Below are 16,889 nucleotides of genomic sequence, written 5' to 3'. Positions count from 1 at the left end.
GGTGCGGGTCCCCCGCCCAGGTGTCAGGGGCCGGGCCAGGTGCCGAGGGCTCGGGCCAGGCGGGTGTGCTGTTCGCGGGTGACGCCGTGGGCCAGAAGGGTGCCGCAGCGGGGGCTGTGGGGGTCGTCGCAGCTCAGGATGCCGGGGAACGGCCCCTCGCCGCCCGAGAGCGGTGCCGCGCCGGGCAGAGTCCACTCGACCGGCTCCCAGAGCGGGTGGTCTTCCAACAGCGCGAGTTCTCGCCACGAGAGGCCCGGACCCGCGTGGTGCCCGTCCGTGGGCGAGTGCTCCTGTGGACCCGCTCGCGCTGTGCGCGTCGTGGCCTTGGTACGCCGCTCACCCTCTGCACCGAGGGGGCCCGCTGTCCGCGTGCCGTCGGCCGCCGGTGACCGAGCGCCGCGCGGAGGGGGGAGGGCGCGGGGCGGGGGCAGGGGCAGGGGAGGGCGCGGTGTGGGGGGAAAGCGGGGAAAGCGGGGGGAATGTGGGGGGAGGGGAGGCCGATGGCCTCAGTCCCGCTGTTTCTCGGCGCGCAGGTGGAGCGAGCGCAGGGCGGCTTCGAGGGCGAAGCGGTGCTCCGGGTCGTGGAGCCGTGCGCCGAAGTGGTGGTCCAGGTTCCGTAACCGGTAGCGGACCGTCTGGGCGTGTACGCCGAGCAGTTCGCCGACCTGGTCGGCCGGGGCGCGGGTGGAGACGTGGACCCGCAGGGTCTCGATCAGCCGGTCGCGCCGGGTGCCGGAGAGGGAGTCCAGCGGGGCGAGTTCACGGGTGGCGAGGTGGTCCACCAGGGCGGGGTCGGCGAGCAGCCATAACGTTGTCAGGTGCTCGTCGCAGTGGACTGTGGGGGCGTCCGGCACCACGCCCTCGTCGATGAGCTGGAGCAGCCGGCGCGCCCAGCGCAGCGAGTGGGCGGCCTGCGCGGTGGGCAGGGTCGGCCCGATGACGGCGTGCACGCCGCCCAGCGCGGACTCCAGCATGGCCAGCCGCTCGCCGGAGAGGGCCCCGGGGACGAGCAGGTGCGGCTGGGGCAGGGTGGGCTCGGTCAGGACGTCCCGGTCGAGCGCGGCCGGTCGCAGTTCGGCGGCCGGCGGGCGCAGGGCGACCACCGTGCACTCGGCGGGCATCGCCCATCCGGCCTCCTGGCACAGCGCGGCGATGGCGCCCTGGGGCAGCGGCGCCCCGGTGACCACCAGGTGCAGGAGCTGTCTTCGCAGCGCCGCCGTGTCGGACACGCCCCGGGCCTGGACGGCCAGATAGCCCTCGCGGGAGAGCGCCTCCAGATCCTCCACGTAGGCGAAGAGCGCGTCGGCGAAGGCCAGGATCAGGGTGGGGGAGAGGTTGTAGGTGCGGCCGATGTACTTGGCCCGGCGCAGCGCGATGCGGGCACCGAGGCGGTACGCGCCCTGGAGCGTGTCGAGGTCGCGGCCCTCGTAGGCCTCGACCCGGCCGAACTTGCGCAGCAGGTCGTCCCGGAGCGCCGACTTCACGGTGGGGTTGGCGACCCGTTCGACGAACGCGGTCAGCGCCTGTTCGATGCCCTGGCGGATCGCGTCGGTGTGGGGTCCGGCGAAGAGGTGGGCGTACACGGGGTAGGTCCGCTGGACCTCGACCCCGATCTCCTTGATGAGGCCCGGGATCTCCGGGCGCATCAGTTCGGCGAACTCGCGGGGGAGGGGGTCGAGTGGTTCGCCGAGGTTCGTGGGTGGTGCGATGGCGGTCATGAACCGATCCCTTGCTCTCTGGGTGACCGGTGAGGAATGAGCACGGCGCCCAACCTGGCGTGGTGGGCGCCGCCGAAACCGTCAGGTGTGTACCGACGGGGACTGCTGAAGTTAGATCAACTACTTCGTGCTGTACACAACTTGAGCAAGAGTCGTTGATTGGAGGGGGCACCGGTTCCGGGAGTAGGCCGGTTATCGCCCCCGGGTGGCCGTTACTTGACGGCGGAGTGCCAGTTCCGGGACAGGTTCTTGCCCGCGTCGGGGGCGGCGAGACCGGGCGCGAAGAGGCCGGCGAGGTGGGTCTGGGTGTTGTTGAGGACGAGCTTGTTCTTGCCGGCGGCGGAGGGCAGGCCCGTCTTGAGGTTGACGGCCGCGTCGATCACGCCGAACCAGCCCAGGCCGCAGCCGCTCGCGCCGGGGACGGCGAAGCTGTCGTCGTACTGGGTGGAGCCGAGCAGGTTGAGGCGGCTCATCTCGCCGTCCGGGTTGGGGGAGCCGTCGCCGTTGAACTGCTCGAAGCCGAACTCGGGGGCGTTGGCGTTCTTCGGCCGCAGCAGGATCGGGTTGGCCTTCGACCCGATGTAGCAGTTGTCGCCCAGGAAGGGGTTCTGGAGGCGGATGCGGACCGGGACGGTCACGATCGGCTGGTCGGTGACGACGCCCGCGATCTGGTCGAAGCTGCTGGGGGCGCCGGCCGACTCCATGGTGGCCGTGATCTTGTTGAGCTTGGCGTCCGAGAGCTGCCGGCAGATGTCGGTGATGAAGGGGATGTCGCTCGGGCACATCAGCCCCAGCAGCCCGCCGGGCACCGTGGCGGAGTCCGCGATCAGCGAGCTGCCCGAGGTCCCCAGGACCGTGGTGGTGCCGTCGATGTTCTGGACGGCGCCGAACTGGAGGTTGGTCTTCCCGGTGGTCACCGTCGTGTTGCCCAGCTTGATGGAACCGCTGAGGGAGTACGAGACCACGCACTGCGGGGTGGCGTCGATCCCGTCCGCGGCGAGCATCGCCGGGGCGTCCACCGGACAGCGGTCGAGCGGTGCCCAGCTGCCGTTCAGCTGTGCGCCGGCGGCGGTCGCCGAGCCCATGGCGGCGAAGGAGCCGAGGGCCGTGAGGGCGGAGACGGCGGCCAGCTTCGTGCGGGTGGAGACGAGGGGCATGGCGGAGCCTTCCTGGGAGACGGGTGAAGGGATGGTGAGGGAGATGAAGGGTGAAGAAGGGGGTGAAGAAGGGGGTGAAGAAGGGGGTGAAGAAGGGGGTGAAGAAGGGGGTGAAGGTCGGTGGCGCGGATGAGGCTCGGTCAGCGCGCGGGCTTGGGGACCTGGTACGGCTGGCCGTCGTCGGTGCACTCGGGGTCGATCGGCGGGATCGGATTGAGGATGTTGCAGGTCTGGCCCTGGATCTGCCGGACGTAGTTGCCCGGCCCGGAGATGGAGGCGGTCAGCAGTCGGTCGAGGTTCTCGCCGCCCGCGCCGCACCCCTTGAAGGCCGGGATGGTGACCTCGCCGACGAGCGGTCCGCCGCCGGTGAGGAGATAGCCCGCGGCGGGCTGGCCCCAGACCCACTTGCCCTTCCCCACCAGCACCATGTGGTCCCCGGGGTACGTCGCGGGGTCGGGCTCGTGGGAGGAGAGCGGTTTCTCCGTGCGGCAGGAGGAACCGACGTCCAGCCGCGTGCCGTTGACCCGGACGTCGAGGACGCGCAGCACCAGGGAGGCCCGGACGTACGTCGTGCTGGTGTTGTACAGCTCCTCCAGGAGCGTGTCCGAGTAGAGCGTCAGGGGGCCCGTCTGCTCCAGGACCAGGGTGGCGGTGGTCGGGGCGAACCCGAAGGTCAGGAAGGTGGCCTTGAAGGGCGGGGTCTGCTTGCGCCCCTGGGTGGAGAAGTGCCCCACCGCCTCGTTGATCAGATGGGGCTCCGGGTGGTCCTCGGTTCCCCGGTTGATGACCTCCGGCACGGCCTGTTCCATCAGGACGCAGGTCAGCGGGATGAGGTTGGCGCCCTCCAGTTTCCGGACGTTGGAGTATCCGGTGATGTAGGCCGACAGTGACATGGGGGTCGGTTCCTTGGTGATGCAGGGCGGCGCCGACGGCCGGGGTGCCGGGGTGCCGGGCGGCTCCTCGTCGGCCGCCGCCGCGCCCTTCCGCGCGTCCTGCCCCGCGCGCGGGTCCTTCGCGACCGGGCGTCGCGACTCCTGTCCGGCGCCCCGCCCCGGGGCACCCCCCGGGGCGGGACCCGAGGCCGACGGCCTGCCCGGGGTCGGCGTCGTCGTACCCGGCTCCCCGGTGGGGGTGCCCGCGCCGACCGGGACCTCGGCCAGCTTCGTACGGCCCTCCGGGTCCGGGGCGGGCACGCAGCTCACGGAGAGGGAGGCGGGATCGGCGGCCGTGCCCTCGGCGGTGGTGAGGGCGAGGTCCACGCCGAACGCGCCGGCCGTGAGCGAGAGTCCGCCCGCCGCGCCGGGCGTCAGGGACGGCACGTCCCCGGTGGTGGTGAGCGTGAGCGGTCCCTCGGCGGGGACGGCGGCGGGCTGCCCGGTGCCGCTCCACGTCGCCTCAGTCCGCTGCTCGCCCTGGGCCGCGCCGACCGTGAGCCGGGTCTCCGCCCGTACGGTGGCGGCCTTGAGCGCGGTCAGTTCGGCCACGGCGGTCGCGGGGAACTCCACCGTCGTGGTGACGTCGGAGGGCACGATCTCCTCGCCGGCCGCGACCCGCTCGGGGAAGGCGGCGGTGATCCGCACGGTCGCGGCCCGCTGTCCGGAGGGCAGGGCGCAGACGTAGGGCAGGGCGGCGTCGACCTTCAGCGTCCCGGCTGCGACGGCCGCGGCCGGAAGCAGGGGGGCGAGCGCCACGAACGCGGCGATCGCCGCACCGCGCGTGCGGGTGCGGGTCCGGGTGGGACGAGGGGTGGGCCGGGGGCCGTTCATCTGGTGCTCCGCTCGGGGTCGTTCGCGAACGCGGGGGTGGTGCCGGGCCGGTGGGCCGGGGGTCAGGGGCTGGTGCCGGCGATCGTCGGGTAGCCGCCGGTGCCGGCCGGCTTGAGCTGGTACGCGCCCTTGACGATCACGCTGGTGCCGAGCGGGATGACGCCGCCGTCGCTGGTCCGGGTGACCACCAGCCCGCCCGCGGTGCCGTCGACGACCAGCCGGCCCGTCGCGTTGGTGTACGTGGCGGGCGCCTTGCCCTGGGCCCGGAAGGAGAGGTAGCCGCCGGAGACCGTCAGGTCCATCGCGTCGACGTACCCCTTGGTGACGCCGGTCGCGGCGGTGTGGTCCTGCGCCACGAAGGTCCACGGGGTGGTGGCCGTGACGGGGACGGGGCCCAGTACGCCGGTGCAGGGCGTCGAGGCGGTGCCGAAGGTGACGCTGCCGAAGGTGCCGACCTGCGCGGGGTTGCCGGTCGCGCTGTGGAGGGTGGCGGTGAAGCCGGACTTGGCGCAGTTCACGACGTTGCCGCTGACGCTGACGGTGACGTTCGCGCTGTTCGTCCCGGTGACGACGGTGGGCGACGGGGTGACCGTCCACACGGTCGACGGTACCGCCGAGGCGGGGGCGGTGGTCAGGACGAGCGCGGCCACGGCGCCGAGGGCGGCGAGGGCGGGCCTTCTTCCGGTCGGCTGCTTCATGGCGTGGGGTCTCCAGGGGCGGGCGGTCGGGAACGCGGACAGGCCCGCGTCCGCCCGGCCGGGGTCACCGGCCGGGCGGACGCGGGGTCCTGAGCCCTTACGGGTTCGAGCCGACGATGGTCGGGATGCCGGTGCTCGTCTTGAAGAGGTACGTGCCCTTGAAGGTGGGCTTGGCGCCGACCGGGACGGCCGAGCCGCAGCCGGACGAGGAGACGACGGTGAGGTCGCCCGCGAGGCTGTTGACGGCGAGCGCGCCGGTGGAGTTGGTGTAGGTGCTGGTCGCCTTGCCCGTCACGCGGAAGTTGCAGGCGCCGACGGAGACGTTGGCGTCGACGTTGCCGACCCAGCCCTTGGTGACGCCGGTCGCGGCGGTGTAGTCCTGCGCCACGATCGTCCAGGGGGTGACCGGGACGGCGGTGACGGGGCCGAGGACGCTGGTGCAGGGCGCGCCGCTGGCACCGAAGGCCATGGAGGTGATGGTGCCGACGGTGGCCGGGTTGCCGGTGGTGCTCGCACCGCTGCCCGCGCCGTTCGACTTCGTACACGTCATGGCGATGCCGTTGACGGTGAGGACCACGTTGCCGCTGTTGGCGGCGGTGATGCTGGCCGGGTTGGGGCTGACGGTCCAGACCGTCGAGGGCACCGCCGAGGCCGGCGAGATCGCGAGGGCGAAGGCGGCGGAGGCGCCACCGGCGACCACGGCGAGGTTTCTGATGGACTTCTTCATGACTCTGGGACTCTCCTTGGAGACGGACCGGCAGAGGGTTGGCCGCGACGGGGACGAGCGGCCGGCGGCTCGACGATTCCCTGGCCGCGCCACCAGACGTTACTTGCGGGAAACTTGGCTGAACAATGGCGCCGACCATGATTCTTTGAAGAGGTCCATTGCCTGTCAAGCAGGTGAGTGGAAGCCGTAATCGGCTTGGTTCCTGGGTGCGCAATGTCGATGAATATGATCGATCATGAAGCGCTTGTGAGGGGAATTCGCACTTCCGCCCCGGCGGTGGTCGCGGGGGAAGTCGCCGCGCGCTCCCGGATGACAACGCCCAGGGCGAGATTGTGCCACCGGTGACAAGAATCCGGCCTTCCGCCCCCCATTGCAGAAAACTCCGCACTCGCGTATTGCTCCGGGAGGTTACTGGGTCGTAGCGTTCGCCGGGCGGTGCCCCGCCGCAGGTCGGCGCAGCTTCGCGAGCCACCCTGCGGCGAACCTGCCCACCCCGGTCTCGTGGCCGGTGCGGGCGCCTCCGCGGGCGGACACCCGCCCCTCCCGTCCTGTCGGCCGGGACGCCCGACTGTCTCCCCGGAGACAAGAACGCATCGCAGTCTTGTCTCCCCGATGACAAATAAAGAAGCGGATCAAGGATTTTGCGCCATGCCTATTGTCCGGGTGATCGTCACCGACTTACCGTGCGCCCGCGGTGCACACCCGACGCGGGCTTGCTGGAGGTGGAATGGGAATCGAAGTAGTCGTTGAGGGTCTGACCATGTCCTTCGGCAAGCAGAACATCTGGCAGGACGTCTCGTTGACCCTGCCGGCCGGAGAGGTCAGCGTCATGCTCGGGCCTTCCGGCACCGGCAAGACGGTCTTCCTGAAATCGCTCATCGGGCTGCTCAAGCCCCAGCGCGGCCGTGTCCTCATCAATGGCGTCGACATGGTCAGCAGCCCCGAGAGGGACATCTACGAGACCCGGAAGCTCTTCGGCCTCATGTTCCAGGACGGGGCGCTCTTCGGCTCCATGACCCTGTTCGACAACATCGCCTTCCCGCTGCGCGAGCACACCCGCAAGCGGGAGTCCGAGATCCGGCGCATCGTCATGGAACGCATCGACCTCGTCGGCCTCCTCGGCGCCGAGGGCAAGCTGCCGGGCGAGATCAGCGGCGGCATGCGCAAGCGCGCCGGTCTGGCCCGCGCCCTCGTCCTCGACCCGCAGATCGTCCTCTGCGACGAGCCCGACTCCGGCCTCGACCCGGTCCGCACTGCCTACCTCTCGCAGCTCCTCATCGACCTCAACGCGCGGATCGACGCGACGATGCTGATCGTCACCCACAACCTGGACATCGCCGCCACCGTCCCCGACAACATGGGGATGTTCTTCCGGCGCAACCTGGTCACCTTCGGTCCCCGCGAAGTCCTCCTGACCAGTGAGGAACCGGTCGTCACCCAGTTCCTCGCGGGCCGCCGCGAAGGACCCATCGGCATGTCCGAGGAGAAGGACGCCGCCACCCTCGCCGCCGAGGCCGACGCCGCCCCGCACCTGACGGCCGGCCCCCGCGTCATCGTGCCGCAGCTGGAACCCTCGCCCGGCCTCCCGCCGCGCGCCGCGGTGACGCGCCGCCGCGAACGGGTCCTCGGGCTGCTCGACCAGCTCCCGCCGGCCGCCCGCGCCGCCATCCAGGAGACCTACGCGCGCGGCGGCGCCCACGCCCCGACCGGGCCGGCCGCCGGGAGCGGCTCGTGATCGGCGGGGCGCTGCGGCAGACCGGACGCCTCTTCGCCCTCGCCGCCGAGGTGAGCCGGGCCGTCTTCCGGCGCCCCTTCCAATTCCGCGAGTTCGTCGAGCAGTTCTGGTTCGTCGCCAGCGTCACCATCCTGCCGGCCGCCCTCGTCTCCATCCCCTTCGGCGCCGTCATCGCCCTCCAGGTCGGCTCGCTCACCCAGCAGCTCGGCGCCCAGTCCTTCACCGGCGGCGCCAGCGTCCTCGCCGTCATCCAGCAGGCCAGCCCGCTCATCGTCGCCCTGCTGATCTCCGGCGCCGGCGGCTCCGCGATCTGCGCCGACCTCGGCTCCCGCAAGATCCGCGAGGAGCTGGACGCGATGGAGGTCATGGGCGTCTCGCCGGTCCAGCGGCTGGTCGTCCCCAGGGTCCTCGCCACCATGGGCGTCGCCGTGCTCCTCAACGGCATGGTCTCCGTCGTCGGCACCCTCGGCGGCTACTTCTTCAACATCGTCCTCCAGGGCGGCACCCCCGGCGCGTACCTCTCCAGCTTCTCCGCCCTCGCCCAGCTGCCCGACCTCTACATCAGCGAGGTCAAGGCGCTGATCTTCGGGTTCATCGCGGGCATCGTCGCCGCCTACCGCGGCCTCAACCCGCGCGGCGGCCCCAAGGGCGTCGGCGACGCCGTCAACCAGTCCGTCGTCATCACCTTCCTCCTGCTCTTCTTCGTCAACATGGTGCTGACGGGCATCTACCTCCAGATCGTCCCGCCGAAGGGAGGCTGAGGCACATGGCCTCCCCGTTCGCCTGGCTCGACCGGTCCGGTGACCAGCTCCTGTTCTACGTGCGCGCCCTGCTCTGGGTCCCCAGGACGCTGCGCCGCTACCTCAAGGAGGTGCAGCGGCTCCTCGCCGAGGTCGCCTTCGGCTCCGGAGGGCTCGGCGTCATCGGCGGCACCATCGGCGTCATGATCGCCATGACGCTGTTCACCGGCACCGTCGTGGGCCTCCAGGGCTACGCCGCCCTCGACCAGATCGGCACCGCCGCCTTCACCGGCTTCGTCTCCGCCTACTTCAACACCCGGGAGATCGCGCCGCTCGTCGCCGGGCTCGCCCTCTCCGCCACCGTCGGCGCGGGCTTCACCGCCCAGCTCGGCGCCATGCGCATCAACGAGGAGGTCGACGCCCTCGAAGGCATGGGCATCCGCTCCATGCCGTACCTGGTCACCACCCGGATCATCGCCGGCGTCGTCGCCATCGTCCCGCTCTACGCGATCGGACTGCTCTCCTCCTACCTGGCCTCCCGCTATGTGACCGTCCTCTTCAACGGCCAGTCCCAGGGCACCTACGACCACTACTTCAACCTCTTCCTGTCCCCGACGGACGTCCTCCTCTCGGTGCTCAAAGTGCTGATCTTCAGCGTGATGGTGATCGTCGCCCACTGCTACTACGGCTTCCGCGCCTCCGGTGGCCCCGCCGGCGTCGGCATCGCCGTCGGTCGCTCCGTGCGCAACGCCATCGTGCTGATCAGCGTCACCGACTTCTTCCTGTCGCTGGCCCTCTGGGGCGCGACCACGACCGTGAAGGTGGCGGGGTGAGATGAGCGACCCACGCGGCGGGACCACCCGCCTCCGGCTCGCCGGAATCGTCTTCCTGCTGGTGCCCGCCCTGCTGGCCTGGCTGGCGGTCGCCGTCTACCAGAAGCGCTTCACCGACTCCGACCCGGTCGTCGTGGAGACCGGCAGCGTCGGCAACGAGATGCACCTCGGCGCCGAGGTCAAGCTCCGGGGCGTCGTGATCGGCGAGGTCCGCGCCATCGACGCCGACGGCGAAGGCGCCCGCCTCACCCTCGCCATGAAGCCCGGCGCCCTGGACCACGTCCCCGCCGACGTCCGCGCCCAGATGCTGCCGACCACCCTCTTCGGCGCACGCTTCGTCGCCCTCGTCCCGCCCGAGACCTCCTCGGGCGGCAGGCTGGCCCCCGGCTCCGTCATCCCGCAGGACCGTTCCAGCAACGCCGTCGAACTCCAGCAGGTCCTCGACAACGTCCTGCCCATGCTCACCGCCGTCCAGCCGCAGAAGCTCTCCGCGACCCTCTCGGCCGTCTCCCAGGCCCTCGAAGGACGCGGCGAGAAGCTCGGCGAGACCCTCGCCACGCTCGACGCCCACCTGCGGAAGTTCAACCCCCAACTGCCCACCCTCAACCGCGACCTGAAAGAACTCGTGAAGGTCAGCCACCTCTACGCGGACGCCGCCCCGGACATCGTCACCGCGCTCACCGACTTCACCACCACCAGCGGCACCCTCGCCGAGGAGGAGAGCCGGCTCGCCGAGACCATCGGCGCCACCACCCGGACCTCCCAGGACCTCACCGCCTTCCTGCGGCAGAACAAGGACAACATCATCCGGCTCAGCGCCACCAGCCGGCCGACCCTGGAGCTCCTCGCCGAGTACTCCTCGTCCTTCCCCTGCACCCTGCGCACCCTGGCCCAGTTCGTCCCCGCCATGGACAAGGCGCTGGGCAAGGGCACCGACCGGCCCGGACTGCACGTCGAGGTCACCACCGTGCCCTCGCGCGGCGCGTACGTCCCCGGCCGCGACACCCCCTCCTACGGATCGGGCGGCGGCCCCCGCTGCTACCCCGTGCCCTACCTCGGCACCTCCGCCGCCCCCGCCGCGCGCTCCTCCGCCGCCGCCGCGCAGGACCTCGGCCCGGCCAACTCCCCGCAGGAGAACGACCTCGTCACCGAACTCCTCGCCCCCGGCGCCCGCACGGCCCCCGGCGCCCTGCCCGACTGGAGCAGCCTGCTGGCCGGCCCCGCCTTCCGAGGCGCGGAGGTGACCCTGCGATGACATCCCCGACCGATCACACCCGCCGCCGGGGCCTCACCGGCACGCTCGTCAAGTCCCTCGTCTTCGTGCTGGTCACGGCGCTCGCCACCGCCGTCCTCGGCCTCAGCATCGCCAACACCGGAGTCGGCTCCCAGACCCGCTCCTACAAGGCGCTCTTCACCGACGTCACCGGCCTCGTCGAGGGCGACTCCGTCCGCATCGCGGGCGTCAAGGTCGGCGAGGTCACCGACGTGCGCGTGGTCCAGCGCCGCACCGCCCAGGTCACCTTCACCGTCCGCGAGGACCGCACCCTGCCCGGCTCGGCCACCGCCGCCGTCAAGTACCTCAACATGGTCGGACAGCGGTACGTCTCCCTCGGCCGGGGCAGCGGCGAGATCGCCGGCACCCTCAAGGACGGCGACACCATCCCGCTCGACCGCACCACCCCCGCCCTCGACCTGACCCTCCTCTTCAACGGCTTCAAGCCGCTCTTCGAGGGACTCTCGCCCGCCGACGTCAACGACCTCGCCGACTCCCTGGTCCAGGTCCTCCAGGGCGAGAGCGGCACCGTCGACAGCCTGATGCGGCACATCGGCTCCCTCACCCGGACCGTCGCCGCCAAGGACCAGGTCATCGGCCAGGTCGTCACCAACCTCAACACCGTCCTCACCACCATCAACCACCGCGAGGCCGCCTTCGACGACCTCGTCGTCACCCTCCAGAAGCTCGTCACCGGCTTCAACACCGACCGCAAGCCGCTCGGCCAGGCCGTCCAGGCCGTCGGCGACCTCGCCACCACCACCGCCGGGCTCTTCCAGGAAGGCCGCGCCCCGCTCAAGCAGGACATCCGCGAGCTCGGCCGCCTCTCCGGCACCCTCGGCGCGCACACCCCCGACATCGAGGCCTTCCTCGCCCACACCCCCGGCAAGATGACCGCCCTCGCCCGCCTCTCCTCCTACGGGTCCTGGTTCAACCTCTACCTGTGCGAGGCACGCGTCACCGGCGTGGGCACCTCCGACGGCTCCAAGCCGCCGACCGGCATCGCCGTGACCGAATCGAGGTGCCGCGGATGAGCCCCCGCACCGGACTGAAGCCCGTGAAGGAGCGCAACCCGATCGCCGTCGCCGTCGTCGGTCTGGTCGTCCTCGCCCTCCTCGCCGCCGGCGCCTACAACGCCGACCGGCTCCCCTTCGCCCGCGGCGGCACCGCCTACAGCGCCGACTTCTCCGAGGCCGCCGGACTCGACACCGGCGACGAGGTCCGCATCGCCGGCGTCAAGGTCGGCGAGGTCACCGGCGTCGCCCTCGACGGCCCCAAGGTCAAGGTCACCTTCGAGGTCGGCGACGCCTGGGTCGGCGACCGCTCCACCGCCGCCATCGCCGTCAAGACCCTCCTCGGCGAGAAGTACCTGGCCCTGGACCCGCTCGGCTCCGCGCCCCAGGACCCCGGCACCCGCATCCCGCAGACCCGCACCACCTCCCCGTACGACGTCACCGAGGCCTTCCAGGACCTCAGCCGCACCACCGACGCCATCGACACCAAGAAGCTCGCCGAGAGCTTCGAGACGATCTCCGACACCTTCAAGGACTCCCCGCCGCACGTGCGCAGCGCCGCCGACGGCCTCTCCGCCCTGTCGCGCACCGTCTCCAAGCGCGATGCCGAACTCGCCCGCCTCCTGGAGAACAGCAACCGGTTCACCAAGACCCTCGCCGACAAGAAGTCCAGCTTCGAGATCCTGTTGCAGGACGGCGGCTCCCTCCTGGGCGAGCTCCGCAAGCGCCGCGAGGCCATCCGCTCCCTCCTCAAGGGCAGCCGCGCCCTCGGCACCGAGCTCAGCGGCCTCGTCGGCGACAACGAGCGCCAGCTCGGCCCCACCCTGAAGGCCCTCGGCCGGGTCACCGCGGTGCTGGAGAAGAACAGCGGCCAGCTCGACAAGACGCTCGCGCTCGTCGGCCCGTACTACCGGCTCGTCGGCAACACCCTGGGCAGCGGCCGCTGGTTCGACAGCTACCTGTGCGGCGTGGTGCCCCGCACCTACCTGCCCGAGGGCACCCAGCCCACGACCGGATGCATGCCGCCGAAGCAGAAAGCGGCCGCCAAGGGGAGCGGTGAGTGATGACCAGAGCCAGAAAGCCCCTCGTGGCCGGCGTCGCCCTCGTGGTGCTCGCGGCCGGCGGACTCACCGCCGGCGGCGTCATCGAATCCGGCGGCACCCGCGTCACCGCCTGGTTCGACCAGGCGGTCGGCGTCTACGCCGGCTCCGACCTGCGCGTCCTCGGCGTCCGCGTCGGCGAGGTCGAGTCGGTACGCCCCGAGGGCACCCGGGTCCGCGTCCGGCTCCGCCTCGACGAGGGCGTCCGCGTCCCCACCGACGTCCGCGCCGTCGTCGTCGCCCCCAGCATCGTCGCCGACCGCTACGTCCAGCTCACCCCCGCCTACAGCAGCGGCCCCGCCCTCGCCGACGGCGCCGAACTCCCCGCCTGGCGCAACCGGGTCCCCGTCGAGATCGACCAGCTCTACCGGTCCATCACCGAGCTCGGCGACGCCCTCGGACCCAACGGCGCCAACGCCGGGGGAGCCCTCTCCCGACTCCTGGACACCGGAGCGAAGAACCTCAAGGGCAACGGCGCCGCCATCGGCACCTCCATCGAGCAGTTCGGCAAGGCCGCCAAGACCCTCGACGGCAGCAGCGACGACCTCTTCGCCGCCCTCGGCCAGCTCCAGACCTTCACCACCATGCTCAAGGAGAAGGACGGCGACGTCCGCACCGCCCAGGAACGCCTCGACGAGGTCGTCGGCTACTTCGCCGAGAACAAGGACGACCTCTCCGGCGCGCTCAAGGAACTTGCCAAGGCCCTCGCTCGGGTCAAGACCTTCATCAAGGAGAACCGGGGCGAGCTCAAGAAGAACGTGGACCGGCTCGTGCCCCTCACCCAGACCCTCGTCGACCAGCGCGCCTCCCTCGCGGAGGCGCTGGACACCGCCCCGCTCGCCGCCGGCAACCTCGTCAACGCCTACGACCGGAACACCCGCACCATCACCGGCCGCGCCAACCTCAACGAGATCGGCCTGGGCGGCCCCCTGCTCCCGCTGCCGGTCACCGGCGGCGGCGCGACGAGCGGCGGGGGGCAGCGATGACGAAGCGCGCACTGCCCTCCCGCAGGGCCGCCGGAGCCGGCGCCGCCGGAGCGGTCGCCCTGGGCCTCGGCCTCGCCGCCGTCCTCGGCCTCCTGCCGGGCACCCCGTTCCGTTTCGACGGCATCGAGGACCTGCCCCTCCCCGGCGGCGCCGACCTCGGCTCCCACCCCTACACCGTCACCGCCGAACTCACCGACGTCCTCAGCCTCGTGCCGCAGGCGGCGGTGAAGGTCAACGACGTCGCCGTCGGCCGCGTCACCCGCATCGAGGTGGGCTCCGACGGCTGGAGCGCCCGGGTCACCCTCAGGATCAACGGCGACGTCCGGCTGCCGGCCGACGCCAACGCCCGCCTGGAGCAGTCCAGCCTCCTCGGCGAGAAGTACATCCAGCTCGTCGCCCCCCTCCGTACGGGCTCGGGCACGGGCACCGGTACGGGTGCGGGCACCCGCACCGGCACGGACGGCGTCCGGCAGACCTCGGCCGGCCGGGACGACGGCCCCCGCCTCGCCGACGGCGCGGTCATCCCGCTCGCCCGCACCAGCCGCAACACCGAGGTGGAAGAGGTCTTCGGCGCCCTGTCCCTGCTCCTCAACGGCGGCGGCGTCAACCAGCTCAAGACCATCACGCGCGAACTCAACAAGGCCCTCGGCGGGCGCGAACCCGAGGTCCGCTCCATGCTCAACCGGGTCGACACCCTGGTGAAGAACCTCGACGAGCACCGCGGGGACATCACCGGCGCCCTCGACGCCCTCAACCGCCTCTCCACCACCCTCGCGGGCCGCAAGAACGACGTCGACACCGTCCTCACCGGCCTCTCGCCCGGCCTGAAGACGCTGGAGAACCAGCGCGGCTCCCTCATCACCATGCTGCGTTCCCTGGACACCCTCTCCGGGGTCGCCGTCTCCACCGTCAACTCCAGCAAGAAGGACATGGTCGCCGACCTCAAGGCCCTCGCGCCGACCCTGAAGGCACTCGCCGACGCCGGTGCCGACCTGCCCGACTCGCTCCAGGTCCTCCTCACGTATCCCTTCACCGACGAGGTGATGCGGGGCATCAAGGGCGACTACCTCAACACCTACCTGCACCTCGCCGCCGCCCCCGGCACCGAGGTCACCCCGCCGCTGATCCCCCGGGACGAGACGCCGACCCTGCCCCCCGCGCCCACCGAGGAGCCGACGCCCACCGAGGAGCCGACGGCCCCCGAGGAGGGCACCCTCCGGCGGGGCGGCGGCGCCACCGGCCTCCCGCTGCCCCCGGTCAGCACCCCCGCGGACGGAGGCAACCGCCGATGATCACGCGTACCGTCTGGCTCAAGAACATCGCCTTCCTCGTCATCGCCGTCCTCGTCCTCGGCTACCTCGGCATCCGCTACGCCGACCTCGGCCGCCTCGCCGGGGTCGCCGACCACTACACCGTCCGGGTCCACCTGGCCCGCACCGGCGGCCTCTTCACCCACTCCGACGTCACCTACCGGGGCGTCTCCGTCGGCCGCGTCGGAGCCATCGACCTCACCGCCGACGGGGTCGTGGCCGAACTCCGCATCAAGCGGTCCGCCCCCCGCATCCCCGCCGACGCGAAGGCCGTCGTCGCCGGGCTCTCCGCCGTCGGCGAGCAGTACATCGACCTCCGCCCGGAGAGCGACGGCGGACCCTACCTCGCCGAGGGCGCCACCATCGACCAGATCGACACCCAGGTGCCCGCCCCCGTCACCGACGTCCTCGCCAGCATGAACGACCTCACCCGCTCCGTACCGCTGGACTCCCTGCGCACCGTCGTCGACGAACTCGGCACCGCCTTCGACGGCCACGGCGACGACCTCCAGGCCCTCCTCGACAACGGCAGCCGCTTCATCGAGGCCGCCGACCGCTCGCTGCCCGCCACCACCCGCCTGATCGACGACGGCGAAGTGGTGCTGCGCACCCAGGCCGACGAGAGCCGCGCCATCCGGGGCTTCGCCACCGGCGCCCGCGACCTCGCCGCCGCCCTCAAGGGCTCCGACGCCGACCTGCGCCGCGTCCTCGACACCGCCCCCGAGGCCACCGGCCAGGTGAGCGGCCTGCTGCGCGACGTCGACCCCAGCCTCGGAGTCGTCCTCGCCAACCTCCTCACCACCTCCGAGATCGCCGTCACCCGGCAGCGCGGCACCGAGGAACTCCTCGTCAAGCTCCCCGCGGCCGTCGCCGCCGGAGCCTCCGCCGTCCACGACGGGCGCCTCAACGTGGGCATGGCCGTCACCTTCTTCAAGCCGCTGCCCTGCACCTCGGGCTACGGTGCCACCCGTTACCGCAACGGCCTCGACCTCGGCACCGCGCCCGCCCTCAACACCGGGGCCTCCTGCACCGCCCCCCTCTCCTCCGGGAAGAACGTGCGCGGCTCGGCCCACGCCCCCGGCGGGGGCGCCATCCCCGAGCCCGCCCGGCCCGGCTCGCTCCCCTCCGGCACCGCGCCCGAGGCCCGGACCGCCCTGCCCGGCGCGCTCGCCCTGCCCGGCCAGGGCACCGGCCCGACGGACCTGGCCGGCCTCCTCGGCCTCGACGACCGGAGCGGCCGGTGAAGCGCGCCCGCGCCGCCGCCGTGGGCGCCCTCGTCCTCGCCCTCGGCTTCTGCGGCACCGGCGCCTGGACCTACACCCAGGCGCGCGCCGACGAGGAACTGGCCTTCGGCCGGGAGCGCGACACGGCGCTCGCCGAGGGCCGCGCCCGCCTCACCGTCCTGCACACCCTCGACGCCTCGACCCGCGCGAAGGCCGAGGCCGACATCCGGGCCTGGGGCGACGCCTCCACCGGCCCCCTCCACACCGAACTGGGCCGCGTCCGGCCCGCCGTGGGGGCCTCCGCCCGCGCGACGGTCACCGACGCCGCCGTCACCGCGCTCGACGCGCGGGCGGGCACGGCGAAGCTCATCGCGACCCTCCGCGTCGACGTCACCCCCCAGGGCTCCGCCGCCGCGACCACCGACCGCAAGCGGCTGGAGGCCGTCCTGACCCGTACGGGCGAGGACACCTGGAAGGTCTCGGCGCTGAGCGCGGTCCCCGTCACCCCCGCCGGGAAGGGAGAGGGCCGGTGACCCGACTGCTGAAGGACGCCAAGGAGACGTCGGTCAAGGAGACGTCGGTCAATGACACGTCGGCCAATGACACGTCG

General features: G+C 72.1%; 16 protein-coding genes. 10 read left to right on the top strand and 6 right to left on the bottom strand.

The genetic code is table 11. The annotated features are described in order from the left end of the window. Positions 1-23 precede the first annotated feature (23 nt). The 6 genes from ACZ6J5_RS29680 to ACZ6J5_RS29655 form a co-directional block, all read right to left on the bottom strand. Entirely contained in the window at positions 24-227 is a 204-nt protein-coding gene (locus ACZ6J5_RS29680; RefSeq protein WP_469396584.1) for a hypothetical protein, read from the bottom strand. Between the two features lie 279 nt (positions 228-506). Beyond that, a complete protein-coding gene (locus ACZ6J5_RS29675; protein WP_469396583.1) occupies positions 507-1,718 on the bottom strand; it encodes a PucR-like N-terminal domain-containing protein in 1,212 nt (403 codons plus the stop codon). A gap of 212 nt (positions 1,719-1,930) precedes the next feature. Beyond that, a complete protein-coding gene (locus tag ACZ6J5_RS29670) occupies positions 1,931-2,875 on the bottom strand; it encodes a hypothetical protein (RefSeq protein ID WP_469396581.1) in 945 nt (314 codons plus the stop codon). Positions 2,876-3,015: 140 nt separating this feature from the next. Further along, the gene (locus ACZ6J5_RS29665; RefSeq protein WP_469396579.1) at positions 3,016-4,641 is read right to left on the bottom strand and encodes a DUF6801 domain-containing protein; all 1,626 of its coding nucleotides are present in this window, start codon (positions 4,639-4,641) and stop codon (positions 3,016-3,018) included. A 62-nt stretch (positions 4,642-4,703) separates the two neighbouring features. Beyond that, positions 4,704-5,339, bottom strand: coding sequence for a hypothetical protein (locus ACZ6J5_RS29660; protein ID WP_469396577.1), 636 nt, complete (start codon positions 5,337-5,339; stop codon positions 4,704-4,706). A gap of 97 nt (positions 5,340-5,436) precedes the next feature. Continuing rightward, positions 5,437-6,066 carry a hypothetical protein gene (locus ACZ6J5_RS29655; RefSeq protein WP_469396576.1) on the bottom strand — a complete coding sequence of 210 codons (630 nt, stop codon included), beginning with the start codon at positions 6,064-6,066 and terminating at the stop codon, positions 5,437-5,439. A gap of 727 nt (positions 6,067-6,793) precedes the next feature. On the opposite strand from ACZ6J5_RS29655, the gene ACZ6J5_RS29650 reads away from it, so the two are divergent. Genes ACZ6J5_RS29650 through ACZ6J5_RS29605 form a run of 10 tightly spaced genes read left to right on the top strand, consistent with a single transcriptional unit; the run spans position 6,794 to position 16,812 of the window. Next, a complete protein-coding gene (locus ACZ6J5_RS29650) occupies positions 6,794-7,801 on the top strand; it encodes an ABC transporter ATP-binding protein (protein WP_469396575.1) in 1,008 nt (335 codons plus the stop codon). Further along, positions 7,798-8,562 (top strand): MlaE family ABC transporter permease, encoded by a 765-nt coding sequence (locus ACZ6J5_RS29645; RefSeq protein ID WP_469396573.1) that lies wholly within the window; start codon positions 7,798-7,800, stop codon positions 8,560-8,562. The genes ACZ6J5_RS29650 and ACZ6J5_RS29645 overlap by 4 nt, the downstream gene beginning before the upstream one ends. Positions 8,563-8,567: 5 nt before the next feature. Further along, positions 8,568-9,374 (top strand): MlaE family ABC transporter permease, encoded by an 807-nt coding sequence (locus ACZ6J5_RS29640; protein WP_469396572.1) that lies wholly within the window; start codon positions 8,568-8,570, stop codon positions 9,372-9,374. 1 nt (position 9,375) lies between these two features. Next, positions 9,376-10,629 (top strand): MCE family protein, encoded by a 1,254-nt coding sequence (locus ACZ6J5_RS29635; protein ID WP_469396571.1) that lies wholly within the window; start codon positions 9,376-9,378, stop codon positions 10,627-10,629. Then, positions 10,626-11,681 carry an MCE family protein gene (locus tag ACZ6J5_RS29630; protein ID WP_469396569.1) on the top strand — a complete coding sequence of 352 codons (1,056 nt, stop codon included), beginning with the start codon at positions 10,626-10,628 and terminating at the stop codon, positions 11,679-11,681. The genes ACZ6J5_RS29635 and ACZ6J5_RS29630 overlap by 4 nt, the downstream gene beginning before the upstream one ends. Next, positions 11,678-12,724: an MCE family protein gene (locus ACZ6J5_RS29625; protein ID WP_469396567.1), complete on the top strand. Its 1,047-nt coding sequence runs from the start codon at positions 11,678-11,680 to the stop codon at positions 12,722-12,724. Before ACZ6J5_RS29630 ends, ACZ6J5_RS29625 begins: the two co-directional genes overlap by 4 nt. Continuing rightward, on the top strand, positions 12,724-13,746 hold the full coding sequence (locus tag ACZ6J5_RS29620) for an MCE family protein (protein WP_469396566.1): 1,023 nt from the start codon (positions 12,724-12,726) through the stop codon (positions 13,744-13,746). Before ACZ6J5_RS29625 ends, ACZ6J5_RS29620 begins: the two co-directional genes overlap by 1 nt. Further along, positions 13,743-15,038 (top strand): MlaD family protein, encoded by a 1,296-nt coding sequence (locus ACZ6J5_RS29615; protein ID WP_469396565.1) that lies wholly within the window; start codon positions 13,743-13,745, stop codon positions 15,036-15,038. The genes ACZ6J5_RS29620 and ACZ6J5_RS29615 overlap by 4 nt, the downstream gene beginning before the upstream one ends. Next, complete coding sequence (locus ACZ6J5_RS29610) at positions 15,035-16,300, top strand: MCE family protein (protein WP_469396563.1); 1,266 nt, start codon at positions 15,035-15,037, stop codon at positions 16,298-16,300. Before ACZ6J5_RS29615 ends, ACZ6J5_RS29610 begins: the two co-directional genes overlap by 4 nt. Then, positions 16,297-16,812: a hypothetical protein gene (locus ACZ6J5_RS29605; protein WP_469396561.1), complete on the top strand. Its 516-nt coding sequence runs from the start codon at positions 16,297-16,299 to the stop codon at positions 16,810-16,812. The genes ACZ6J5_RS29610 and ACZ6J5_RS29605 overlap by 4 nt, the downstream gene beginning before the upstream one ends. The last annotated feature ends 77 nt before the right edge of the window (positions 16,813-16,889 follow it).

It is taken from the genome of Streptomyces sp. NPDC042100, from assembly GCF_055582325.1.
This window is presented reverse-complemented; position numbering and strand designations above follow the sequence as displayed.